The 23,843-nt window shown below is 60.0% G+C and carries 25 protein-coding genes and 1 pseudogene; 2 read left to right on the forward strand and 24 right to left on the reverse strand.

Annotated features, from left to right (window positions below):
- Nucleotides 1-746 precede the first annotated feature (746 nt).
- The gene (gene dfrB, locus ABI660_RS15340) at nt 747-1,118 is read right to left on the reverse strand and encodes a trimethoprim-resistant dihydrofolate reductase DfrB (protein WP_348069630.1); all 372 of its coding nucleotides are present in this window, start codon (nt 1,116-1,118) and stop codon (nt 747-749) included.
- Between dfrB and ABI660_RS15345 the strand changes: the two are divergent.
- Nucleotides 1,060-1,248, forward strand: a pseudogene (locus ABI660_RS15345) (tyrosine-type recombinase/integrase); the annotation flags it as partial. The gene dfrB and the pseudogene ABI660_RS15345 sit on opposite strands and share 59 nt — an antisense overlap.
- Before the next feature lie 268 nt (nt 1,249-1,516).
- On the opposite strand, the gene ABI660_RS15350 reads toward ABI660_RS15345, so the two are convergent.
- On the reverse strand, nt 1,517-2,755 hold the full coding sequence (locus ABI660_RS15350; protein ID WP_348069573.1) for a patatin-like phospholipase family protein: 1,239 nt from the start codon (nt 2,753-2,755) through the stop codon (nt 1,517-1,519).
- 69 nt (nt 2,756-2,824) lie between these two features.
- On the opposite strand from ABI660_RS15350, the gene ABI660_RS15355 reads away from it, so the two are divergent.
- Nucleotides 2,825-3,334 (forward strand): YgjP-like metallopeptidase domain-containing protein, encoded by a 510-nt coding sequence (locus ABI660_RS15355; protein WP_348069575.1) that lies wholly within the window; start codon nt 2,825-2,827, stop codon nt 3,332-3,334.
- A 77-nt stretch (nt 3,335-3,411) separates the two neighbouring features.
- On the opposite strand, the gene nagZ is transcribed toward ABI660_RS15355, so the two are convergent.
- The 22 genes from nagZ to ABI660_RS15465 form a co-directional block, all read right to left on the reverse strand.
- A complete protein-coding gene (gene nagZ, locus ABI660_RS15360) occupies nt 3,412-4,470 on the reverse strand; it encodes a beta-N-acetylhexosaminidase (protein ID WP_348069577.1) in 1,059 nt (352 codons plus the stop codon).
- 43 nt (nt 4,471-4,513) lie between these two features.
- A complete protein-coding gene (gene acpS / locus ABI660_RS15365) occupies nt 4,514-4,915 on the reverse strand; it encodes a holo-ACP synthase (RefSeq protein WP_348069579.1) in 402 nt (133 codons plus the stop codon).
- 134 nt (nt 4,916-5,049) lie between these two features.
- Complete coding sequence (locus ABI660_RS15370) at nt 5,050-5,844, reverse strand: pyridoxine 5'-phosphate synthase (protein ID WP_348069581.1); 795 nt, start codon at nt 5,842-5,844, stop codon at nt 5,050-5,052.
- A gap of 285 nt (nt 5,845-6,129) precedes the next feature.
- Entirely contained in the window at nt 6,130-6,879 is a 750-nt protein-coding gene (gene recO, locus ABI660_RS15375) for a DNA repair protein RecO (protein ID WP_348069583.1), read from the reverse strand.
- Nucleotides 6,880-7,118: 239 nt separating this feature from the next.
- Nucleotides 7,119-8,048, reverse strand: coding sequence for a GTPase Era (gene era / locus ABI660_RS15380; RefSeq protein ID WP_348069632.1), 930 nt, complete (start codon nt 8,046-8,048; stop codon nt 7,119-7,121).
- A gap of 152 nt (nt 8,049-8,200) precedes the next feature.
- Nucleotides 8,201-8,899: a ribonuclease III gene (gene rnc / locus ABI660_RS15385; RefSeq protein ID WP_348069585.1), complete on the reverse strand. Its 699-nt coding sequence runs from the start codon at nt 8,897-8,899 to the stop codon at nt 8,201-8,203.
- Nucleotides 8,900-9,241 carry a DUF4845 domain-containing protein gene (locus tag ABI660_RS15390; RefSeq protein WP_348069587.1) on the reverse strand — a complete coding sequence of 114 codons (342 nt, stop codon included), beginning with the start codon at nt 9,239-9,241 and terminating at the stop codon, nt 8,900-8,902.
- 74 nt (nt 9,242-9,315) lie between these two features.
- Nucleotides 9,316-10,293 (reverse strand): signal peptidase I, encoded by a 978-nt coding sequence (gene lepB / locus ABI660_RS15395; protein WP_348069589.1) that lies wholly within the window; start codon nt 10,291-10,293, stop codon nt 9,316-9,318.
- Entirely contained in the window at nt 10,293-12,104 is a 1,812-nt protein-coding gene (gene lepA, locus ABI660_RS15400) for a translation elongation factor 4 (protein ID WP_348069591.1), read from the reverse strand. The genes lepB and lepA overlap by 1 nt, the downstream gene beginning before the upstream one ends.
- A 543-nt stretch (nt 12,105-12,647) precedes the next feature.
- On the reverse strand, nt 12,648-14,105 hold the full coding sequence (locus tag ABI660_RS15405; protein WP_348069593.1) for a DegQ family serine endoprotease: 1,458 nt from the start codon (nt 14,103-14,105) through the stop codon (nt 12,648-12,650).
- A gap of 137 nt (nt 14,106-14,242) precedes the next feature.
- A complete protein-coding gene (locus ABI660_RS15410; RefSeq protein ID WP_348069595.1) occupies nt 14,243-15,253 on the reverse strand; it encodes a MucB/RseB C-terminal domain-containing protein in 1,011 nt (336 codons plus the stop codon).
- A 36-nt stretch (nt 15,254-15,289) separates the two neighbouring features.
- A complete protein-coding gene (locus ABI660_RS15415; protein ID WP_348069597.1) occupies nt 15,290-15,910 on the reverse strand; it encodes a sigma-E factor negative regulatory protein in 621 nt (206 codons plus the stop codon).
- A 112-nt stretch (nt 15,911-16,022) separates the two neighbouring features.
- A complete protein-coding gene (gene rpoE / locus ABI660_RS15420) occupies nt 16,023-16,670 on the reverse strand; it encodes an RNA polymerase sigma factor RpoE (protein WP_348069599.1) in 648 nt (215 codons plus the stop codon).
- Nucleotides 16,667-17,194 carry a hypothetical protein gene (locus ABI660_RS15425; protein ID WP_348069601.1) on the reverse strand — a complete coding sequence of 176 codons (528 nt, stop codon included), beginning with the start codon at nt 17,192-17,194 and terminating at the stop codon, nt 16,667-16,669. The genes rpoE and ABI660_RS15425 overlap by 4 nt, the downstream gene beginning before the upstream one ends.
- 58 nt (nt 17,195-17,252) lie before the next feature.
- Nucleotides 17,253-18,497: a beta-ketoacyl-ACP synthase II gene (gene fabF / locus ABI660_RS15430; RefSeq protein WP_348069603.1), complete on the reverse strand. Its 1,245-nt coding sequence runs from the start codon at nt 18,495-18,497 to the stop codon at nt 17,253-17,255.
- Nucleotides 18,498-18,569: 72 nt separating this feature from the next.
- The gene (gene acpP / locus ABI660_RS15435) at nt 18,570-18,809 is read right to left on the reverse strand and encodes an acyl carrier protein (protein ID WP_007873885.1); all 240 of its coding nucleotides are present in this window, start codon (nt 18,807-18,809) and stop codon (nt 18,570-18,572) included.
- A 175-nt stretch (nt 18,810-18,984) separates the two neighbouring features.
- A complete protein-coding gene (fabG, locus tag ABI660_RS15440) occupies nt 18,985-19,731 on the reverse strand; it encodes a 3-oxoacyl-ACP reductase FabG (RefSeq protein ID WP_348069605.1) in 747 nt (248 codons plus the stop codon).
- Nucleotides 19,728-20,678: an ACP S-malonyltransferase gene (gene fabD / locus ABI660_RS15445; protein WP_348069607.1), complete on the reverse strand. Its 951-nt coding sequence runs from the start codon at nt 20,676-20,678 to the stop codon at nt 19,728-19,730. Before fabD ends, fabG begins: the two co-directional genes overlap by 4 nt.
- A gap of 51 nt (nt 20,679-20,729) precedes the next feature.
- The gene (locus ABI660_RS15450) at nt 20,730-21,707 is read right to left on the reverse strand and encodes a beta-ketoacyl-ACP synthase III (RefSeq protein ID WP_348069609.1); all 978 of its coding nucleotides are present in this window, start codon (nt 21,705-21,707) and stop codon (nt 20,730-20,732) included.
- An 8-nt stretch (nt 21,708-21,715) separates the two neighbouring features.
- The gene (plsX, locus tag ABI660_RS15455; protein ID WP_348069611.1) at nt 21,716-22,819 is read right to left on the reverse strand and encodes a phosphate acyltransferase PlsX; all 1,104 of its coding nucleotides are present in this window, start codon (nt 22,817-22,819) and stop codon (nt 21,716-21,718) included.
- An 85-nt stretch (nt 22,820-22,904) separates the two neighbouring features.
- Nucleotides 22,905-23,087, reverse strand: coding sequence for a 50S ribosomal protein L32 (gene rpmF, locus ABI660_RS15460; protein WP_096669354.1), 183 nt, complete (start codon nt 23,085-23,087; stop codon nt 22,905-22,907).
- Between the two features lie 197 nt (nt 23,088-23,284).
- On the reverse strand, nt 23,285-23,827 hold the full coding sequence (locus tag ABI660_RS15465; protein WP_348069614.1) for a YceD family protein: 543 nt from the start codon (nt 23,825-23,827) through the stop codon (nt 23,285-23,287).
- Nucleotides 23,828-23,843: the final 16 nt, after the last annotated feature.

The following is a 23,843-nucleotide window of genomic DNA, read 5'->3' on the forward strand; positions in this document are numbered from 1 at the left end:
TCTGTAAAGGTGCAGAGAAATCGCTGTGGCCTATTGACAGAGAGAAGCCATATCAGCGTTTGACATGAGCGGCTCGGCTCGGCTCGGCAGGGCGAGTCCGCTCGATGGGAATACGAAGGGACTTCCCACTTTCTGGAAACGGCATCGAGTGCCAAGATTGATGTGTTGAAGTCAATCTGAAACCTTTGAAAGGAGAAGTCCCATAAGCGAGATTACACGAGTCGGCGTCGATCTGGGTTAACCGTCATTTTTGCTCCGCCGCCTATTCTGTTGGCGGGAACTCAGGATACCGAGGCAACTGATCGGAAAAGTGCGCCCACGGCAAGCGCTTGGATTCCCAGTAGTGCAACTGGGGTGGGACCTTGCCCGGCTCGTCGAGGCTTCCGATCGTTATGTCGATGAGCCCAGGTATGTACTCAGCGGAAAAGCTAATCTGCGTTCCGCAGCGGGGACAGAAGCCACGGGTTGCACCAGGAGATGATTCATAGAATGTTGGCGAGGCGCTCACAAACTCGACCTGTAACTCTTGATACATCGCCCAAGCCACAGCGGGGGCCGCATTCGCGCGGCGACACATAGTGCAATGACACAACGCGGTTAATACAGGGCTGCCGGTGATTCGGTAGCGAAGCGAACCGCATTGACAACCACCTTCGACGGGCAGGTTCGACATGGGATTCTCCTAATGACGTTTGAGATGAGAGGCGGCGCCCGGCTTGCCGGGTGACGTCCACTCGATTGAAGCGTTAGGCCACGCGTTCAAGCGCTGCGACCGGGTAAATCTGCACCGAGCCTGGATGTGCTTCGGACTCGACGGCATAGCCCTCTGGTGTCAGTTTCGTGCTGTACCGGCCGACGATATGGCCTTGCCACGAGGCGCCCGACTTTTTTCGAACGCGTTCTCCCAACCCAAACGTCGCTGGCAATGACGGTTGAATCTGATGATCGTGTGAAGCTCCAACGGCAACGCTACTCTGTTCCATATTCAACCTTTTGTGAAAGCCGCTCGACTTGTAGAGCTGCCAATACCCATTCGTTCGGGGTCGAGGAATTTTAGTATCGGTGCACACGCTGCGCCACAGCTTTGCCACCGACTTGTTGCAGTCGGGCACCGACATTCGCACGGTGCAGGAGTTGCCGGGCCACTCTGACGTGAGCACGACCATGATTTACACCCACGTGCTGAAGGTGGCCGCAGGCGGCACGGCAAGCCCCGCTGGATGCATTGGCCGTCTGATTTGCTATTGATTCAGTAGCTTCTGGCGCCCGTGTTTAAAGGGCTAGCGCGTGTTTTTACGCATAAACAACGCAACAAATAGGCTTACAGCAAGAAAAATGCGGGCGCCCATGCATCAAATCGGCCGCTTGCCCAATATCGGCGGTCGCAAAAAGCTATCAAATAAGGAGCAATATCGAGCCTCCCAGAGTTTGTGAAAGGCTTCGACCCTCCGACGAGCTCAGGACAGGCCAGGCTCAGCCCAACAGTCTCAAGGATGCCTATCCTCGCCACTCCCGGCTAAAGCAGCCCCGCCCCCGGCAAAAACGTCGGTGGCGGCTCCGGCGCATCAGCAACCACCGGCTCGAGCACAGGCGGCGCCGGCTCCGCCTTTTCCACCGGCATGCGCAGGTCGTCCAGGTAGTCACGCGCGATGTTGACGGTGCTTTTCACGCCCAGCGACTCGAAACGTTTGGCCAGCCATTCTTTGCCGCACAACACGCCCAAATCGCGCAGCGAATGAATCAGGCTCTTGTCGGTGGATGCCTTGCTGGCGGCCGTGAATTTTTCGAGCGCCTGGCCGCCGTCGATGCGGTGCATCAGCACGTCTTTGTAGTGCGACGGGTCAAGCTTGCCTTCGGCCAACAGGCGCTTGACGAAATCGATGGCACGCATCTCTGCAATCAGCGCGGCGTTGAAGGTGATCTCGGTCATGCGGTCCATGATCTCGCCGGGTTTTTTGGGTAGCTCCTTGCGCTGGATGGGGTTGATCTGCACCAGAACAATGTCCCGGCTCTCACAGCGATAGATCAGCGGGTGAATGGCCGGGTTGCCAGAGTAGCCGCCGTCCCAGAAGTGATCGCCATCAATTTCCACCGCCTGAAACACCATGGGCAGGCAGGCCGAGGCCATGACAGCGCTGGCGGTGAGCCGCTTGCCGGAAAACACTTCGGCCTTACCGCTGCTGACGCGTGTGGCCACCACAAACACTTTGGGTGTGTCATGGCCGGCAGTCGCGGCCAGGCGTTCAAAGTCAACCTGTTTTTCCAGGAAGTCTTTCAGGGGGTTGATGTCAAAGGGGTTGCGCTGGTAGGGCGAAAGCGCGTTAGACCAGTAACGCGTCATGGCGTCGGTCCAGAGCTTGCTGGACCAGTTGCCCCCGCCCATCAGGCCAAAAAGGATGCCGAATGGCGCCTGCTGCATCTTGCTGACTGACTGCGAGAGCGAGGACGACAGCGCCCCGATATCGACAATGCCGTTCCAGAAGCTGTCGAGCGCCTGCCGGGCCGCGTCATGCCGCGCGGCGCGTGGCTTGCCCTGGGACTGGGCAAAACCGTGGGCCACGGCCACGGCATTCATGGCGCCCGCGCTGGTACCGCTGATGCCTTCAAGGTCCAGCCGGCCATCGGCTAACAGCGCATCGAGCACGCCCCAGGTAAAAGCGCCGTGCGAGCCGCCGCCCTGCAGCGCCAGGTTGATGCGCGGCGGCATGTGGTCGTCGGGCGAAGTAGCAGGCTCTGGAGCGACAGGCAGGTTCATTCATTGAGCTTAGCAAGAATCAGGCAGGAACTAAAATCAACGTTTGCATCGCGCGCTCCACGCACCACCATGAATTACCTGACGGGTTACCCCGACACCCTGCAGAGCCAGGTGCGGGAACTGGTCGCCCAGAACCGCCTGGGCGCCATGCTGCTCAAAAAATACCGCAGCGCGCATGACATACGCACCGACAAGGCGCTGTATGACTACGTGATGGACATCAAAAGCAACTTTCTGCGCAACACCGACGCGCTGAGCAAGGTGGCGTTTGACAGCAAGCTGCAGGTGATTGCCCATGCGCTGGGAACGCATACCACCGTGTCACGCGTGCAGGGCAGCAAGCTCAAGTCGAAGCGGGAGATTCGCGTGGCCAGCCTGTTCAAGGAAGTGCCTATAGAGTTTTTGCGGATGATCACGGTGCACGAGCTGGCGCACCTGAAGGAAAAAACCCACGACAAGGCGTTTTACCAACTGTGCACTTACATGGAGCCCGACTACCACCAGTTTGAGCTGGACTTGCGCCTGTACCTGACACACATGGCCGCTGGCGGCGAAGCGCCGTGGCCTGTGAGCCGGTGAAGCAACGCAGGCTGCTATCTAATTGGTAGCTGCTAGCGCCCGTACCGAAAGGGCTGGAGCCTTAAAACACCAATAAATTAGGGCACCAGGCCAAGTGCGTGCATGTAAGCCGGGTGCAGCATCAAATCGTCCCAGGCAATGGCGGGGGTGGCGGGAAGCAGGTCACGCCGGCGCCCTTCGCTGGCTTCCAGTGCCTCCCATTGCTGCCGGAGCTGGGCCTGCGTCATGCCGTCTAGCAGTTCGTCAACCGCCTTGCCGCCATCGATGGACTGGTTGCACAGTAGCACCATGTCGCAGCCGGCGTTGAGTGCGGTGATGGCCGCTTCGGTGTAGCTGACTTCCTTGCCGTCGATCAGCCGCGCACCGGCCATGCTCAAGTCGTCGCTGAAAATGGCGCCGCCAAAACCCAGCTGGCCGCGCAGGATGTAGGTGAGCCATTTTTCTGAAAAGCCGGCCGGGCGCGCATCAACCTTGGGATAGATCACATGCGCGGGCATGACGCTGGTGAGCGTGGTATTGAGCCATTCATAGGGCGCGGCGTCGTCTGCCAGGATGGCTTTGAGGCTGCGCCTGTCCACGGGAATGTCGGTGTGCGAGTCAGCTTTGACAAAACCATGGCCGGGGAAATGTTTGCCGCAATTGGCCATGCCGCTTTGCAGCAGGCCGTGCATCAGGCTTTTGGCCAGCAGGCCAACGACGCGCGGGTCGCGTGCGAAAGCGCGGTCGCCGATGACGCTGCTTTCACCAAAATCAAGGTCCAGCACCGGCGTGAAGCTGAAATCAACACCGCAGGCGCGAAGCTCTGCGCCCAGCACGTAGCCGCAGGCGGTAGCGGCATTGGTAGCGGCCATGGCATCCTTGAGCCACAACTCACCCAGCGCGCGCATGGGCGGCAGGTGGGTGAAGCCATCGGTCTTGAAACGCTGCACCCGGCCGCCTTCGTGGTCCACGCAGATCAACAGGTCAGCACGTACTTTCTTGATGTCGCGGCACAGGGCGGTGAGCTGCGCGCGGTTTTCCCAGTTGCGGGCAAACAGGATGATGCCGCCCGTCAAAGGGTGCTGCAGGCGGTGCTTGTCGGTTTTGCTCAGCGTCTGGCCGGCAATATCGATGATCAGGGGGGCGTGTTGGGTCATGGAACTCTGTCTCTGGATAAAAAGGATTCGGCTGGCGCCGGGTTCAAGGGGAAGGGTTTTGCTCGACCACCACAAAGCTGGCGGCGTAATCTGTTTCGTCGGTCACGGTGACGTGGGCGGTGAGGCCTTTCGCCTCGAACCACTCCTTCAGGGCGCCGTGTAAAACGATTTCGGGTTTGCCGCTGGCGGCCTTGGCAATTTCGCAGTGGCGCCAGGTCATGGGCAAACGCATGCCAAGGCCGATCGCCTTGCTGAAGGCTTCCTTGGCGGAAAAACGTGTAGCCAGGTAGCGGAGGCCGCGCTCGGGCCAGCGGGCGCTGCGGGCTTTCCAGGTGGCAAGTTCTGCGTCGCTCAGGATCTTTTGGGCGAAACGCTCGCCATGGCGCTCGAAGCTGGCGCGCACACGGCGCACGTCGCAGATGTCGGTGCCTATGCCGTAGATCATGTGGAGGTGGCCCCCACGGTCGCGCACTGCGTGTCGCTCCCTGCCCCCCGGGGGGGCCGCTGCGCCTGCGGGCCGGCAAAGCCGGACCCGCGGCCCTGGCTGGCAAAGAGGAGGAAGTGTGGGGACATCGGGGGTTACGCTGGCGGGGTCGCATCGTCGATGCAGCGCAGGTAGTCCTTGACCGTGGCGCTATAGCCCAGCTCCAGCGCGTCGGAAATCAGTGCGTGGCCTATCGACACTTCGAGCACCCCGGGCACCGCACGCAGAAAATCGGCGAGGTTGTCGCGGTTCAGGTCGTGGCCGGCATTCACTCCTAAATTAATAGCCGTTGCCGCCCGTGCAGCAAGGGCAAACGGCTGCAAGAACTTGTCTTGCTCGGCGGTGCCCCAGGCGCGCGCATAGGTCTCGGTGTAAAACTCGACGCGGTCAGCGCCAACCTCTTTGGCCGCCGCCATAGCCTCGGGCAGCGGGTCCATGAACAGGCTGACGCGCACGCCGCGGCTGTGAACTTCTTCAATCAGAGGTTTCAGCCGCTCGGCATCCTGGGGGAAGCTCCAGCCATGGTCGCTGGTGAACTGGTCTTCGCTGTCGGGCACAAAGGTGCACTGGTGCAGCGGCAGGCCGCGCGCCGACAGGTTGTGCACAAACTCCATCAGGTTCTGAAGAGGATTGCCCTCCACATTGAATTCGCGGTCGGGCCAGTCTTTCATCAGCGCGGCCAGCTCGTACACGTCATCGCTGCGGATATGCCGCTCATCCGGCCGAGGGTGCACGGTGATGCCTTGGGCGCCGGCCTCCAGGCACAGTTGCGCGGCGCGCAGCACATCGGGAATGCCCAGGTGGCGCGTGTTGCGCAACAAGGCGATCTTGTTCACGTTGACCGACAGGGCCGTACGATGGTGGGGGGCGGGGGCGTGTACAGGGGGCATGGCGGGCGGGATTCCTTAGGTCCTGTTCACACTATGTAGCAAGTGCGAACGTGGTAAAAACAGCGCCAATCCAGGCGCGCGACGACGCCCAGCCTGGGCGGCTGGGCTAGGAGTGCAACAACGAGTGGCGCTGTTTTCACCACGTTCCCTCCGGGTTGCGGCCAAAAAAGCCATGCGCAGCGTTGCAAAGCCTGGCCGGGCCTCAGCCCGGCTGCATTTTGCGCCTCGCGCATGGCCTTTTTGACTCGCAACGCATCTTGCATAAATAGTGTGAACAGGCCGGCCCTAGAGGGCCTGCAGATCAATCATCATCTGCCGGGTTTTGAGAACCTTCACATCGCAATGGTAGTGCAGCAGCGAGCGCAGCTGGGTTTTGAGCTCAGGCAAATGGTTGATGCAAGCCTGTACGGTATCGGTAAACGGGGCCTCCTCACCAAGCGTGTCCTGCAGGTCCAGCCAGTGCTGGCCCTGCAGGCTGGCACGGTCGTCGTCATGCGCTTCGCGCAGGCCGGCCTCGGCCACCAGCACGTAGTGGGTGTTCGGCGCCAGCGGTGCCAGCGTCGCGGTCTGGGCGTCAAGCGTGGGCAGCAGGCCGATATCGCGCAGCAGGCGCAGCTCAAAAGCCCGCAGCGCCACCTGCAATGTGTCGGTGCTCTGGCTTGCCAGAAGCTGCACGGTAGCGGCGTAGGCGTCAAACAGCACCGGGTGCGGGTCGTCACGCGCCAGCAGGCGCATCAGCAGCTCATTCAGGTAATAGCCCGACAGCAGCGCATCACCCGTCGGCATGACGTGGCCGCCCTGCCACTCGGCACTTCGCAACATGCGGATCTCGGCGTCGCCACCAAAGGCAATATGCAACGGCTGCAGCGGCAACAAAATGGGCCTGAAGTTCGAGCTCGGCTTCTTGGCTCCACGCGCCACCAGCGCAATGCGGCCGTAGCTGCGGGTAAATACTTCCAGGATCAGGCTGGACTCGCTCCAGTCGTAGCGGTGCAGGACATACGCCGGCTCATCACTGATGCGTTTGGTGGCCAAGATGAAGGTGTCAGACGGAAAACCGGCAGCGCATCGCGCGACCGCCGAAAAAGAATCCAGGCCGGGGCCGCGGAACCGGCTTCGCCGGGCCGCAGGCGCAGCGCCCCCTCGGGGGGCAGGGAGCCACACGCAGTGGGCGACCGTGGGGGCTAATGTTCATCGGCTTTGCCGGCCCGCAGGCGCAGCGGCCCCCCCGGGGGGCAGGGAGTTACGCGGAGCGAACGACCGTGGGGGCCACATCACTCATACCCGAAGGTTTTGACGCGGGCTTCGTCGTCCGCCCAGCCGGAGCGCACCTTGACCCAGATTTCCAGGAAAACCTTGCCACCGGTAAGCGCTTCGAGTTCGTGCCTGGCTTCGGTGCCGATACGCTTGAGCTTTTCACCCTTTTCGCCAATGATCATGCCTTTGTGGCCGTCACGCTCGACGACGATGGTGGCGGCGATCCTGCGCAACTCGCCCTCCTGCTCGAACTTGTCGATGATCACCGTGGAGGTGTAGGGCAGCTCGTCGCCGGTGAGGCGAAACAGCTTTTCGCGCACAATCTCGGCCGCCATGAAACGTTCGCTGCGGTCGGTGAGCTCTTCGGCACCGTACATCCAGGGCTGCTCGGGCAGGTATTTTTCGCAGATGCCGAAAAGCCGCTCGACATCTTTGGCGTTGTTGGCCGACATGGGCACGAACTCGGCGAAGTTATGGCGCTCCTGCATTTCCTTGAGCCAGGGCGCAATCTCGGCGCGGCGGTGGATCAGGTCAAACTTGTTGGCCAACAGGATTGCCGGCGTGCCAGCCGGCAGCAGCGACAGCACCTTGGCGTCGGCCTGGTTGAACTGCCCAGCCTCGACCACAAACACGATCAGGTCCACGTCATTGACGGCACCAACCACCGTCTTGTTGAGTGAACGGTTCAGCGCGTTGCCGTGCCGGGTCTGGAAACCTGGAGTGTCGACAAACACATACTGGGTGGGACCAACAGTGCGCATGCCAGTGATGCGGTGCCGGGTGGTCTGCGCCTTGCGCGAGGTGATGCTGATTTTTTGGCCCACCAGCGCATTGAGCAGGGTCGATTTACCGACGTTGGGCTTGCCGACGATGGCAATGAGGCCGCAGCGCTGGCCTTCTGACGGCGGCGCATTGTTGGCCTGCGAGCTCATGGCCTTGGCCAGCATGGCCTCGAGCGCTGCATCCTGCGCGGGCACAGTCACCTCTGCCTTGGCTGCGCCGGCAGGTGCGGCCGGACGTGCCGGTTTCTTGGGAGTCTTTTTTGCGGGAGTCATGATGGTCGCCTGTGGGCGGCTGCGCTTGCAGCGCCGGTTTCAATTTAATCGAGCGTTTTTACGTAGGCCAGCATGGCCGCCGCTGCTGCCTGCTCACCGGCGCGCCGGGACCCGCCAATGCCGCGCTCGGCCCGCCCGTACTCGCTGATTTCGCATTCCACGTCAAAGGTCTGCTGGTGCGCTGCGCCTTGCGTGCCGACCACGCGGTAAATGGGCAGGTTCATTTTGCGGCCCTGTAGCCATTCCTGCAACTCGGTCTTCGGGTCTTTGCCAATAGCCTGCATCGTCGGGTTAATTTCGACATCCTGGAACAGCCGGCGCACCAGCTGGTCGGCCTGATCGAACCCGGCGTCGAGGTAAACGGCGCCTATCACCGCCTCCAGCGCATCGGCCAGAATGGACGGGCGCTTCTGGCCACCCGACTTAGCCTCACCCTCGCCCAGGCGAAGGAGCTGCGGCAGGCCAAGCTGGACGGCCAGCTTGTGCAAGGTGTCCTGCTTGACCAGGTTGGCGCGTACCCGCGACAGATCGCCTTCGGGCAGTTCGCTCAGGCGCTCGTAAAGCAACCCGGCCACTGCGAGGTTCAAAACGGAATCACCGAGAAATTCGACGCGCTCGTTGTGATCGGCCGAAAAGCTGCGGTGGGTCAAGGCCTGCTGAAGCAGGCGGGGGTTTGAAAACGCATGCTCCAGGCGCGCTTGCAGCGCCTGCAGGTCAGGGCTCAGTGGAGGACTTGCACGCACTTATTTGGATCGGCCCGTGTACTTGAGCAACAGGTAAGCCGGCCCGCCAATGTGAATTTCCTTGTTGTAGGCAAAACTGACAATGACCTTGTCACCGTCTTTGCTGATGACGAGATCTTTGCCGGCGATCGACTTCATGTCATCAATGGCGCCCGCTTTGTCGAAAATCTGCCGCACTTCAGGCACGGTATTGCCTTCTGATGCCTTTTGGGCAGCCTTGGAGATCGCCTGGAACTCGACCAAGGTGGGAAACACCTGGGCCGCAATCACGCCGGTGAAAGCGAGTACCCCGCCTATAAACAGAATGCCGATGAAAGAAATACCGCGTTGCCGATTTTTCATGTGTTTCCCCAGCTTTTGATAGTTAATTGCGCCCAATGGCCCGCTCGTGCCGACATGGCCAGCCCGGGTTCCCGTCAGTCAACCTTGCCAATGCGCTTGAGATTACCAAAATTCATCCAGACAAAAAAGGCTTTGCCAACGATATTGGCCTCAGGCACAAAACCCCAATAACGGGAATCCAGCGAGTTGTCGCGGTTGTCGCCCATCATGAAATAGTGGCCCTCGGGCACCTTGCACACCACGCCCTCGCTACTGTAACGGCAATTTTGCCGGTAGGAAAAGTCAGCCGCTCCGGCAATAAAGGCCGGCCGGTCCTCGTCATTGAGTATCCGGTAGGTCTTGTTGCCACTGGTTTCCTGAAACTGTTTTGCATAACGCAGGGCATCTTCGTCAAAAAAATCAGGCAATGCCACCTTGGGCACAGGCTTGCCATTGACGCTGAGTTTTTTGTTCAGGTAGGCTACTTCATCGCCCGGCACCCCCACCACCCGCTTGATGTAGTCCAGGCTAGGCTGGGGCGGGTAGCGAAACACCATCACGTCGCCGCGCTGCGGGCTGTTGTTGTCAACAATCTTGAGGTTGATAACCGGCAGGCGCACGCCGTAATGGAATTTGTTGACCAGAATCAGGTCACCCACCAGCATGGTCGGAATCATGGAACCCGAGGGTATTTTGAACGGTTCAAACAGGAAAGACCGCAGCAGAAACACCACCACAATGACCGGGAAGAGCCCGGCGGTCCAGTCCAGCCACCAGGGCTGCATGAGGAGCCGGGACCTGGCCTCCTCGATGTTGCCGTCCACCTGGCTGATGCCCCTGGAGGCCAGTTCGCTGCGGCGTCGGGCCGCCTCCTGCTCGATGATTTCCGCCGCCTTGCGGCGTTGGGGCCAGAAGTAAAACTTCTCGGCCAGCCAGTAAAGGCCTGTGACCACAGTCGCCAGGAAAAGCAGCAGGGAAAAGTTGCCTTCCACCATGCCCAGATACCAGGCGCCGCCGTAACCGACGAACAGCATCAGCACCAGCCCGGTGAGCGTACTCATGAACCCCAGCATTATTCTTCTACCTGCAGGATGGCCAGGAAAGCCTCTTGGGGCACTTCCACCGAACCGATTTGTTTCATGCGTTTTTTACCCGCTTTTTGTTTGTCGAGGAGCTTGCGCTTGCGGGAAATATCGCCGCCGTAACACTTGGCAATCACGTTCTTGCGCAACGCCTTGATTGTCTCACGCGCGATGATATTGGCCCCAATAGCGGCCTGGATCGCGACGTCGAACTGCTGGCGGGAAATGATCTCGCGCATTTTGGCCACCACCGCCCTGCCGCGGTAGGCCGACTGGCTGCGGTGAACAATGATGGACAGGGCATCGACCTTTTCTCCGTTGAGCAGGATGTCCACCTTGACCACGTCGGATGCCCGGAACTCCTTGAACTCGTAATCCATGGAGGCATAACCGCGCGAGACGGACTTGAGCTTGTCGAAGAAGTCCAGCACGATCTCGCCCAGCGGCATTTCATAGGTCAGCATGACCTGTTTGCCGTGGTAGGCCATGTTGAGCTGCACGCCGCGCTTGAGATTGGCCAGCGTCATGACGGCGCCCACGTAATCCTGCGGCATATAAAGATGCACGGTGACAATGGGCTCGCGGATCTCGTTGACTTTGCCGGCGTCGGGAATTTTCGACGGGTTTTCAACCTTGATGACCGTACCGTCGGCCTGAAGCACTTCATAGACCACGCTGGGCGCAGTGGTGATCAGGTCCTGGTCGAACTCGCGCTCCAGCCGCTGCTGAACGATTTCCATGTGCAGCAGGCCCAGAAAACCACAGCGAAAGCCAAAGCCCAGCGCCTGGCTGACCTCTGGCTCGTAATGCAGCGAGGCGTCGTTGAGTTTGAGCTTTTCCAGGGCATCGCGCAACGAATCGTATTCGCTGGCTTCCGTCGGGTACAGGCCGGCAAATACCTGGGGCTGGATTTCCTTGAAACCCGGCAAGGCCTCGGTGGCGGTTGCCGCTGCGCCCCCAGTACCCGACCGGATCAACGTCACGGTGTCGCCCACCCGCGCCGCCTGCAGCTCCTTGATACCGGCAATGATGAAACCGACCTCGCCAGCCTCCAGAGACAGGCGTGGCTCAGTGTGCGGCGTGAAGACACCCAACTGCTCGGCGTTGTAGGTCGCCTCGCTGGCCATCAGCTTGATGCGCTCGCCTTTGATCAACCGCCCGTCCACCACGCGCACCAGCATGACCACACCCACATAGGCGTCGTACCAGCTGTCCACGATCATCGCGCGCAAGGGTCCATCCGGATTGCCCTGGGGTGGCGGCATCCTGGCGATCACAGCCTCCAGGATTTCGTCGATGCCCATGCCGGTTTTGGCACTGCAGGGGATCGCGTCTGTCGCATCGATGCCGATCACGTCTTCAATTTCCTGCTTGGCGTTCTCCGGATCGGCTTGCGGCAAATCCATCTTGTTGAGCACCGGCACCACCGTCACACCGAGGTCGAGCGCGGTGTAGCAGTTGGCGACGGTCTGTGCCTCCACGCCTTGGCTTGCATCAACAACGAGCAGCGCACCTTCACAGGCTGACAGCGAACGGCTCACTTCATAGGAGAAGTCCACATGACCAGGCGTATCGATCAGGTTGAGGTTGTAAATCTGGCCGTCAAGTGCCTTGTATTTGAGCGCAGCGGTCTGCGCCTTGATGGTTATCCCACGCTCCTTCTCCAAATCCATGGAGTCCAGAACCTGCGCACTCATCTCGCGATCCTGCAGCCCGCCACAACGCTGGATGATGCGATCAGCCAGCGTGGATTTGCCGTGATCGATGTGCGCAATGATCGAAAAATTTCTGATGTGATTCATCAAAGGGGACGCCTAAGTGCTTGAAAGTATTGCGAAGACATCGCAGTCAATTCGCGAAAGCCATAAAAAAGGGCGCGTCACTTGTGACGCGCCCTGAACCAACAATCTATGGCAACTGCGATAGTTGGAAGCTTCATTGTAGGCAAAAAGCCGACCACGCATAGCCTCGAAATTGCCAAATTTTTCCCGTTGCAAGGCAGCAACATGAATTTTATCCACAACTTATTCACAATTTTAACTAAGGACCTATGGACAACTTGTGGGTGATCTGTGGATCAGCAATGAATCGTGCCAATTCAGGCAACAGGGCAAATTTTTAAACGCTTGATATATCCGAATGCTCCGGAATGCTTCCTCCATTCTACCTAAACTCGTCCTTAGACAGAGTTAAATGTTAGCGATCACAAACATATTTGAACCGTGGCATTGAAAAATATTTTTTGTAAGCACCCAAGCGGCAGCAGTTGGAGAAAATCCCCAAAATCCCCCGGTATGAGAGTTTCAGGGGGCAACGGACGCAAGAGAGCCACGCCCACGCAGCCGTCAGCGCGCCGGGCGGATCAGCGCATATTGCGCAATGTCGCTGCGCCGGAACAACACATTGACTACCTTGCTCTTGTCGATGCGGGCCAGGACCGCTTCAAAATCCTTGACGTTGGCGACCTCCGTATTGGCAATGGCAAGAATAATGTCTCCTTCGCGCAATCCGGCTCGGGCGGCAGAGCCTTCGCTCGCATCCACCTTGACGCCGCCTTTGATCTTGAGCTCTTTCTTTAGCGCTTCGGGCAACTCGCTGACCATCAGGCCTATCGCCTGCGCGGGACCGGCAACCGGCGGCTTGCTTTCGGGTGCCCGGGTCCTGCGCACCGTCTTTTCTTCCTCGACCTCGGCAATCGTCACGTTAAGGTCACGGGCAGTACCGCGCCGGAACACCGTGATGGCCGTTTTGGTACCGGGCTTCACGTTGCCCACCATCCGTGGCAGGTCGGTCGCCCTGTCGATCGCCTTGCCTTCAAATTTGGTGATGATGTCGCCCGCTTCGATACCACCTTTTTCCGCGGGGGATCCGGCCTCGACACCGCGAACCAGCGCACCTTGCGGCTTGCCCAGTCCAATGGATTCCGCCACGTCCTTGCTAACCTGGTCGATCTGCACACCGATTTTTCCACGTGTGACGCGGCCAGTGCTGCGCAGCTGGTCTGCCACGCGTGTGGCTTCGTCGATTGGGATGGCAAACGAGATGCCCTGGAAGCCGCCGGAGCGCGAGTAGATCTGGCTGTTGATACCCACGACCTCGCCGCGCATATTGAGGAGGGGGCCACCTGAATTTCCGGGGTTGATGGCCACGTCAGTCTGGATGAAAGGCAGGTAGTCGCCCGTATCTCGCTGCTTGGCACTCACGATGCCGGCCGTCACGGTATTTTCCAGGCCAAAAGGCGAGCCAATCGCCATCACCCATTCACCCACCTTCAGGCGCGTGATGTCACCGATTTTCACAGCCGGCAATCCTGTGGCTTCAATCTTGACCACCGCCACATCGGTGCGCTTGTCGGTGCCGATGATCTTGGCCTTGAACTCGCGCTTGTCCGTCAGCGTCACCAATACCTCGTCGGCCCCCTCGACGACGTGGGCGTTGGTCATGACCAGTCCATCGGCCGTCAGGATAAAGCCCGACCCTACGCCGCGCGGCTGATCTTCGTCCGGCTGGCCACCGTCAGGTCGCGGCGCCCGCGGCATGTTGGGCGGAACCGGAATGCCGAAACGCCGGAAAAACTCCAGCATCTGCTCGTCGGCACTGCCCGCTGCACCTGCCTTGACTTTTTCCAGCGTCCGGATGTTGACAACGGAGGGCCCCACCGCTTCCACCAGTTCGGTAAAGTCCGGCAGTCCTCGCACCTGGGCAACAGCCGGCTCGACGGGCATCAGGGTCAGCGTGGCGCCCAGCGCCAGCATGCCCGCTGCGAGGTAAGAACGACTTTGTTTCCAATTCAATGTACGCATCATCAGCCTTTGAAAAAATTACGTGAAAAGAGGAACGGGAAATGCACGGAAAATCTGGCATCGGTGGCCTGCAGATGGCTGAAGCCGGACACCCGGCTGGCCCACCTGCAAATGCGAAATACTGCCGAGATGGGGCACTATTTCCTGCGTTCAAGGCCATCGGCAAACAAGCCCAAGGTGGTCATGGGCACCTCGCCCATCACCGTCAGCCAGTAAGCATCGACCCGCCGGGTCAGCGATTGCGTGGCACCCAGGGACATCCTGGACTCCTTGAGGTGGCGCTGTGCATCAAAAGACTCGACAAAAATCGACACCGACGCCAATCCGTCTGAAAAAACCCATTGCATGGGATCGCTTCTGGCCCGGCCAGCCAACGGACGTTTGTGGCACCCCATGGACTGAAAGCCGGGCACCGGTGTTTTCAGCACCCACCCTTCTGCGCTGGCCGTGGTTTTGACAGGGCCGGATTTTTCCACCCTGTAGCCATCGACCTTGGTCATCATTTGCGCCAGCTTGTCGAGTTTGACCGGGGCATCCAGCTGCAGCTCCGAAAAAGCTGCTTGTTCGAGCACCTTGCCGTCTGCATCCAGAGTCTGGAGCTTGATGACCATGCCCTTCTTCTGCTCCGCCCACACACGGTAGCCAAAGCGCATCGTGTCCCGGGGAATCAGGGCGACGATATCGGACTCCAGACCCGCCACACGCTCGCTGCCCTCCTGCCGGACCGTATAAAAGTCGGCGATATGGCTGTCGGTGGATTTAAGCAGCTGAGGGAAAAGGCCCAGCGACTCCTGCTTCTCCGTGCGCACCACCTTCTGGTCCGGCAGGAAGGTTACGACTTTGTCGTTGTGCCGGAATACGGTACGCGGTGCGCCGGTCAGTGTTTCAACTTTCTCAAGTTGCTGCGTTCCATCACAAACGTGCCAGATCCTTGCGCTGGACATCACACCGCCGGAAGACACCACAAAGGTACCCACATAGGCGCGGTTCCTGGAAGCCTCGTGCATGCGCATCAGCCAGTCGTTGATGTTCCTGGGCTCCGCAGATACTCCAGGCGTCGCGGTTGCAGGCGACTGGGCCGCCGCGCCACCGGCGGCAGCCAGCGCAAAACCCATCAAAGCGAAAAGGCGGAAAAGCTTGAGCCTCATGAAAGGAACCGGCATGTCATTGCGGGCCGCGCCACATCAACGACGCTCGCCCTGGGGCAATTCAAACGTGGCATTACGCAGGAAACCCGAGGGCACCTGCAAGGCCGATGCCCCCCCGAACTGCTTGTGGTCAGCCAGCAGCTCTTGCAGCCGCGCATCGCGCACCACCGTGCCCTGCCCCGACACCACCAGCACCTGCTGGGTAGCTGGCTCAGAGCGCGCGAGTTGCGGCGCGGCCGATGTCGAAAGAAGACCAGTTCCGGCATTCCAGGCAATGGCCGCCACGGCCGTGACAGATGCGAACCCCGCCACAAGCTTCCAGGGAAAGAGGGCATCGTTGGCCGCTTCATCTCCCCCCCGAACAGCCAACACACGGCCCGCCGGCATCGGCTCGCCCAACGCAACGGGCGCCGCGGCAAACGCCGGCTCCTGACTCAGGCGTTCACGCAGCCGCGCGACAAAAGCGGTATCTGCCGCACGCGCGGTCAATTCCGGTGAACGCAACACGTCTCCGACAAAATGGTAGACATTCCAGCTGTCCAGCGCCTGCGCATCAAGCTCGCACATCGCTACCGCACAGGCAAAATCGTCGCCCGCCAACTGGCCATCAGCCAGGGCAGATATCAATTCACGAGGTTGCGTTGTCGTCGATGTCATGGTGTCCAGGGCAGCTTGTACTGCCGGTTTCAGTCAATTGCTCGGGCTTGCAGCGGCTGGGTGGTACTTTTCAAACGTTGTTCCTGTGTTCACTCTTGCAATGCGCCGGCCGCTACCAGCGCTTACCGGACTGGTTTTCCAGCAAGGGCTTGATTCGCGCTGAAATCGCTTCCCGCGCGCGGAAAATACGGGAACGCACAGTGCCAATCGGGCAGTTCATCGCTTCAGAAATCTCTTCATAGCTCAAACCTTCAATTTCCCGCAAAGTGATCGCCTGCCGCAACTCTTCAGGCAAAGCCTCCATGGCCGCGTTGACCATTTGCGCAATTTCCTTACCTGCCAACACAGCTTCGGGCGTCTCGGAACTCGTTAGTTCGTTTTCCAGCGGGGAAGTTTCATCGCTTTCATCGCTTTGGCCGGATTTAAAGGAATTCTCGGAGACCGTCGGATCCCGTTTGAGTTCCATCAAGGCCTTCTTGGCGGTGTTCACGGCAATCCGGTACAGCCAGGTGTAGAACTGGGCCTCGCCGCGGAACTGGGCGAGCGCACGGTAAGCGCGGATAAAGGTTTCCTGGGCGATGTCCTCGACGAGGTCCACATCACGTACCATGCGGCCGATCAGGCGCTGGATGCGGCGCTGGTACTTGATAACCAGCAACTCAAAAGCTTTCTGGTCACCCGCAACGGCGCGTTCGACCAGCATCGCATCGCTGTCACTGGCCCTGGCGGGCTCCTGCAAACCTTCGTCCACCGTGCTCATGGCGCGGCTCGCCGAGGTGGCTCTGCTGAAAAATCCGCTGCAACAACGACGCCGGCCAGAATATCCGCCGGCATCGTTGCTCCGTCGGACGCGGACGGGCGGCGCCGCGAGTGGACAGCACAGCGCAAATCCAGCCAGCGCTCAGGCATGGCAGACCGGCTGGCCCAGAGCCACAAGGTGGCATGGTCATGGTTCTCCAGCCGAAGCAGCAGGGAGCGCTGGAGGTCCAGCGCAACCGTGAGGTGGCGCGCCGGCATGCCCGACCGGTAGCCCTGGCTTTCCCAGCACCAGTCCTGACCGTCCCAGCGCAAATGGCCAACTGGCGAGTTCTTCCAGCCCCGCCCAGCGGCAAGACCAAAAGCCAACACCCCTGCCAGCATGACCCACAAGCGCCAGTCAACGCTCTGTGCAATCCGCCACCATAAGACCAGCGCAGTCGCCCCGGCCACCCAGAGGGCCAACAAAGCGAGGCCCTGAAAATGCGAACGCCCCATCGGGTAAGTAACCGGCGGGGCGCTATGCATGGTCAAGACAGTACGCAACTGGGATTGGAGGTGCAGCCAGGCAAATAGTGAAAAAACATCAGGCCCGCTTGAACACCAGCGTCCCGTTGGTGCCGCCAAAACCGAAGTTGTTTTTCACAGCCACGTCTATTTTGGCGTCACGCGCCGTGTTCGCGCAGAAGTCCAGGTCGCATTCAGGGTCCTGGTTGAATATATTGATGGTCGGCGGAATTTTCTGATGGTGCAGGGCCAGCACCGTAAAGACAGATTCAATCCCTCCGGCGCCCCCAAGCAAATGGCCGGTCATGGACTTGGTGGAACTGACCACCATGCGCTTGGCATGGTTGCCAAAAGCCGCCTTGATGGCATTGGTTTCATTGAGGTCACCGAGCGGCGTGGACGTGCCGTGGGCATTGAGGTACTGGATCTCGTCCGCATTCACACCCGCATTCTTCAGGGCCATAACCATGGAGCGGCGCGGGCCGTCGACGTCGGGCGCGGTCATGTGGTACGCGTCGGCACTCATTCCGAAGCCCGACACCTCCGCATAAATCTTTGCGCCGCGCGCCTTGGCGTGTTCGTACTCCTCGAGCACCACCACACCGCTGCCCTCCCCGAGCACAAAGCCATCACGGTCCTTGTCCCAGGGACGCGAGGCCGTCTTCGGGTCTTCGTTGCGGGTCGACAATGCACGGGCTGCCGCAAAGCCGCCCACGCCCAGGGGCGACACCGTCGCCTCGGCACCCCCTGCAACCATGACATCACAGTCGCCATATTCGATCATGCGCGCCGACAGTCCGATCGCATGCAGGCCGGTGGTGCATGCCGTCACCACGGCTACGTTGGGACCCTTGAACCCGAACTTGATCGATACATGGCCCGAGATCATGTTGATGATCGAGGCCGGCACAAAGAACGGCGAAATGCGGCGCGGGCCACGATTGGTCAGCTCGGTGTGCGTCTGCTCGATCATCGGCAAACCGCCGATGCCCGAGCCAATATTGCAGCCAATACGCGTCGCCAGTTCATCACCGAGCGCGTCGCCCGTCGGCAGTCCGCTGTCGGCAATTGCCTGGCAGGCGGCAGCTAAACCCAGGTGGATGAATCGGTCCATGTGCCGCGCTTCTTTTTCGGGGATGTAATCCACGATATTGAAACCCTTGACCTCACCCGCGAACTTGCAGGCCAGGCCGCTCGCATCAAATTGCTTGATCAGGTCAATGCCGGGCGTTCCGGCCAGCAGGTTGGCCCAGGAGTCGGCGACGGTGTTACCCACCGGGCTGACACACCCCAGACCTGTCACAACAACGCGACGACGGCTCATGCGCAAATCCTGAAGAAAGTCCCGAAAGACCGGGAAAGGTCTTTCGAGCGGGCTGAAAAAAGACCGGAGTCTTTAGGCTTTTTGATGGGTGTTCGCGTAGTCAATCGCGTTCTGGACCGTGGTGATCTTTTCCGCATCTTCGTCGGGGATCTCGATGCCAAACTCGTCTTCCAGAGCCATGACCAGTTCTACGGTGTCAAGCGAGTCAGCGCCCAGATCGGCCACAAAGGCTTTTTCGTTGGTGACCTGGCCTTCTTCCACGCCAAGTTGCTCGGCAATGATTTTCTTAACACGTGCTTCGATATCGCTCATAGTTCCCTCTGAGGGTTGTGAATTAATCCGTGATTTTAGCGTTGTTGGGGTTGATTCCCTAACCCGCCAGCCGGACGGATAAAACCCGGCTTGTGGTCCGGTGCCTGCAGGCTGCATGCGTCACCATTATTCATGATGCTGGTGACGCGAGGCATGCCGGCAGCCGCCGGATGGTTTACATATACATCCCGCCGTTGACGTGAAGTTCCTGCCCCGTGATGTAGCCCGCCTGCGGGCTCGCCAAAAAGGCTACCGCATGTGCAATATCCTGCGGTTTGCCCAGATGGCCCAGCGGAATCTGGCCGAGCAAGGCTTTCTGCTGTTCTTCGGGCAGACCGGCGGTCATGTCGGTTTCGATAAACCCCGGAGCCACACAGTTGACCGTGATGTTGCGGCTGCCGAGTTCGCGCGCCAGCGCACGCGTCATCCCGGCCACGCCGGCCTTGGCCGCCGCATAGTTGGCCTGACCTGCATTGCCTGACGCACCGACCACGGAAGTGATGCTGATGATGCGGCCATAACGCTGTTTCATCATGGTGCGCATCACGGCGCGGCTCATGCGGAACACCGCTTTCAGGTTGGTGTCCAGCACCGCGTCCCAGTCTTCGTCCTTGAGGCGCATGGCCAGCATGTCGCGCGTGATGCCGGCATTGTTGACCAACACCTGCAGGCCGCCATGCTCCTTGACGATGCTGTCAATCAGCGCTTCCGCCGCGGCCGCATCGTTCACATTGAGATTTTTTCCGGCGCAACCAGGAAAGGCCGCAAGTGCCTGGCTGATTTTTGCGGCGCCGTCGTCGGTGGTGGCAGTGCCGACCACTTTCAGGCCGCGTTGCGCCAGTTCGAGTGCGATAGCAGCGCCGATGCCGCGCGAGGCGCCGGTAACCAGCGCAAGCTGTCCTTCAAATTTGATATCACTCATTCGAGCATCTCCCTGGTTTGCGCCAGACTGGTGGGATCGAACATCGCCACCCCTGTCAGCTCAGCATCGATACGCTTGACCATGCCGGCCAGCACCTTGCCCGGACCACATTCGACGATGGTGGCGATACCGCGCGCCTTGATGGCCTGCACGCACTCGACCCATCGCACCGGGCCGAAGGCCTGCTCGTGCAAGGCCGCACGAATGCGGTCGGGATCGGTTTCGACCGCAACTTCAATGTTGTTGATCACGGGAATCTGCGGTACCGCAAAAGCGGTTGCTGCGAGTTTCTCCTTCAATTTGTCGGCGGCGGGCTTCATGAGGCTGGAGTGAAACGGCGCCGACACGGGCAACGGCAAGGCGCGCTTGGCGCCCTTGGCCTTGAGCACTTCACAGGCTTTTTCCACGGCGGCCTTGCTGCCAGCGATCACTGTCTGCATCGGGTCGTTGAAATTGACGGCTTCGACCACTTCAGCGGTGCCCAGGCCAAAGCTGCGTACGGCCTCGGCACAGCCTTCAATGACACCGGAGGCGTCCATCCCCAGAATCGCCGCCATGGCGCCCATGCCCACGGGAACCGCGTCCTGCATGGCCTGGGCACGAAAACGCACGAGCGGCGCGGCCTGCGTCAGGCTCAGCACACCGGACGCGACCAGCGCGGAATATTCACCCAGAGAGTGCCCGGCGACCACCGCCGGCGCAACACCGGTCTCGGCCATCCAGGCGCGGTAAGTCGCCACGCCGGCCACCAGCATCACTGGCTGCGTGTTGGTGGTCAGACCCAGCGCCTCTTTCGGGCCCTGGTTGATCAGTTGGGCCAAATCCTCACCGAGTGCGTCAGAGGCTTCGCGCATGGCCTCTAGCACAGCCGGGTGGTCACCCCAGGCGTCGAGCATGCCCACTGCCTGCGACCCCTGTCCGGGAAAAACAAAAGCAAAAGGTTTCATAAAATTATCGATGAAAACAGCCTCTGGCCCTTATGGGACGGACGCAAGTTGCTATAGATTCAGGAGTACCGCGCCCCAGGTGAAGCCGCCGCCCACACCTTCGAGCATCAGCGTCTCCCCTTTTTTGATCTTGCCGCTACGCACCGCCACGTCGAGCGCAAGCGGGATGGACGCGGCGGAGGTATTGCCATGCTGGTCCACCGTGACGATCAGCTTGTCCATCGACATCTTCAGCTTCTTCGCGGTGCCCTGCATGATGCGAATGTTGGCCTGGTGGGGAATCAGCCAGTCAATGTCGCTCTCCTGCAAACCGGCCTTGGCCAGGGTCGCGCGCGCCGCATCTTCGAGAACACCTACCGCGAGCTTGAAAACGGCCTGCCCGTCCATCTTGAGCAGCGGGTCGCCGAGCACCTTGCCACCGGACACGGTGCCCGGCACACACAGAATACCGACGTGTTTGCCATCCGCATGCAGGTCGCTGGCCAGAATGCCGGGGGTCTCTGACGCCTCCAGCACCACGGCACCGGCGCCGTCGCCAAACAGCACGCAGGTGGTGCGGTCTGAAAAATCGAGAATGCGCGAAAACACTTCGGCGCCTATGACCAGCGCCTTGCTGGCCGAACCGGTCTTGATCATGGCGTCGGCGATGGTCAATGCATAGACAAAGCCGCTGCAAACCGCCTGTACGTCAAACGCCGGGCAGCCGGCGATGCCAAGTTTGTTCTGCAAGATGCAGGCTGCCGAAGGAAACACCATGTCGGGTGTTGACGTGGCCACAATGATCAAGTCGATATCAGCGGGCTGGAGTCCGGCGGCCTGCAGGGCGTTTTTGGCGGCTTCGACCCCCAGGTCGCTGCTGCAGACACCAGGCTCGGCAAAGTGGCGAGCCCGGATACCGGTGCGCTCGACAATCCAGTCGTCAGACGTTTCAACACCTTGCGTCGCCAGCTCGGCAGCCAGTTCGGCATTGCTCAGGCGGCGCGGCGGCAGGTAGCTGCCCGTACCGGTGATACGTGAATAGGGACTCATGAAATAACTCAGTGTGCGGCAGTAGGAGCGGCAAGTTCGACGGGCGCCAAAGCGGCGGGCACTTCTGCCGTTGCCGCCTCTGCGGTTGCCAGCAGCGGCGCCGCGTGGGCGATGCGCTCTCTCACCTTGTCCAGCAAATTGTTGCGAGCTGCATCATAAGCCCGATTCAAGGCCTGCTCGAAAGCGAAGGCATCAGCGGATCCGTGGCTCTTGAATACCAGGCCGCGAAGCCCCAGCAAGGCCGCACCGTTGTAACGCCGGTAATCCATGCGATTTTTAAGCGCACTTAGAACCGGATAGGCCATGATGGCAGCGGTTTTGGTGAAGATGTTGCGCGAAAATTCTGCCTTGAGGAATCCGACAATCATCGTCGCCAAACCTTCACTGGTTTTTAGCGCCACATTCCCCACAAAGCCGTCACAAACCACGATATCTGTTGTTCCCTTGAAGATATCGTTTCCCTCGACATTTCCGAAAAAATTCAGATCTCCAGAATTACCGGCAGATCGCAGCAATTCGCCTGCTTTTTTGATGATATCGTTGCCTTTGATGACCTCTTCACCAATATTGAGCAAGCCCACCGAAGGGGTATCGTTGTGTTTGAGCACCGAAACCAGCGCCGAACCCATGACCGCAAACTGCAGCAGGTGTTCGGGCGTGCAGTCCACATTAGCGCCCAGGTCCAGCACAGTGGTGGCCTCGCCCTTGGCGTTGGGCATCAGCGCAGCAATCGCCGGCCTATCAATCCCTTCCAGGGTCTTGAGCAGGTAACGGGCGATTGCCATCAACGCACCGGTATTACCGGCAGAAACGGCCGCCAGGGCTGCGCCCTCTTTCACCTGCGTGATGGCCACGCGCATGGACGAATCTTTTTTGCGGCGCAGAGCGACCTCAATCGGGTCATCCATGGCCACCACTTCAGAGGCGGCGACCACCTGGCAACGCGGATGGGCCTGGAGCCGGGAGAACTGCGTCTGCCCGGACAGGGCTGCCGGCTGACCCACCAGCAAAATTGCGGCCTCGGGGTGAGCCTGCAGAAAGGCCAGACTGGCCGGTACGGTGACAGACGGGCCGAAATCCCCGCCCATGGCGTCGACAGCTATCCTGATCATGGCAGGACCGGCGCAGTCAGAAAATGGGAATTCAACAAAACAAAGGCCCGCAGGATGAGTGCGGGCCAGTCGTTAAAGCGCGGGATTACGCTTCGGATTTTGTTTTCAGCACCTTGCGGCCACGGTAAAAACCAGTGGGGCTGATGTGATGGCGCAAATGCGTCTCACCGGTGGTGGATTCGACAGCAATGCCCGGAACGGTCAAAGCGTTATGTGCACGGTGCATGCCGCGCTTGGAAGGTGATTTTTTGTTCTGCTGGACGGCCATGATCCGCTCCTGAGGGGGTATAGGGTTGGTAATTACGCTGCAAGCCCCACGGGGGATGCGACGCCAAGCCTTTGATTATAGCCTGATACGGCCAATTTTTCCAGTTGCCCTCTGCCAAGGCAGTTTTGAGTCAGCACCAGAACCGCTTGAAAGCATCCCAGACAAAGGTTTTGCGGGACCAGACGAGGCCAAAAGGCCTACTTGCCCTTTTTCAGCTGGGCCAAGGCAGCAAAGGGGTGGGGTTTGGCGTCTTCTTGTCCATCCAGTTCACTCTCGCCCGCGCTGAACACCGGCGTCACAGGGCAGGTTTCGTGCATGGGAACCAGGGGCAAAGCCATCAGCAGCTCGTCCTCCAGCACGGCCAGCAAGTCGAATTGCGGCACCATGACCAGCAGGTCTTCTTCAGACTGGTCATCCTCAGCCAGAGCAATGTCTTCATCTGCCACAAAGCGGTACCACTGATCCACCTGGAGCGCTTCGGGAACCGCGCCCATGCAGCGCTGGCAGGTCAGCGGCAGTGTTGCCTGGGCTTGCAGATGCAGCCAAACCTCGTCTTCAGCGCCAGCATGAGGGCGCAATTCGGCCCTGGCTTGCCAGCTGACAGCCAGATCGGGCTCCGGCGCATGCAACTCCTGCGCAAGGCGCTCCAAAGTTGATAGCGGGGTAAGTTCGATGAGGGGCTTGCCCTCCTGGGCAAACGCCTGCATGTTGAGGCGCTGGGCATGAAGATGTCTGGACATGCAGGCAGTGTAAGAG

The organism is Polaromonas sp., assembly GCF_039930745.1.
Taxonomy (GTDB): domain Bacteria; phylum Pseudomonadota; class Gammaproteobacteria; order Burkholderiales; family Burkholderiaceae_C; genus Polaromonas.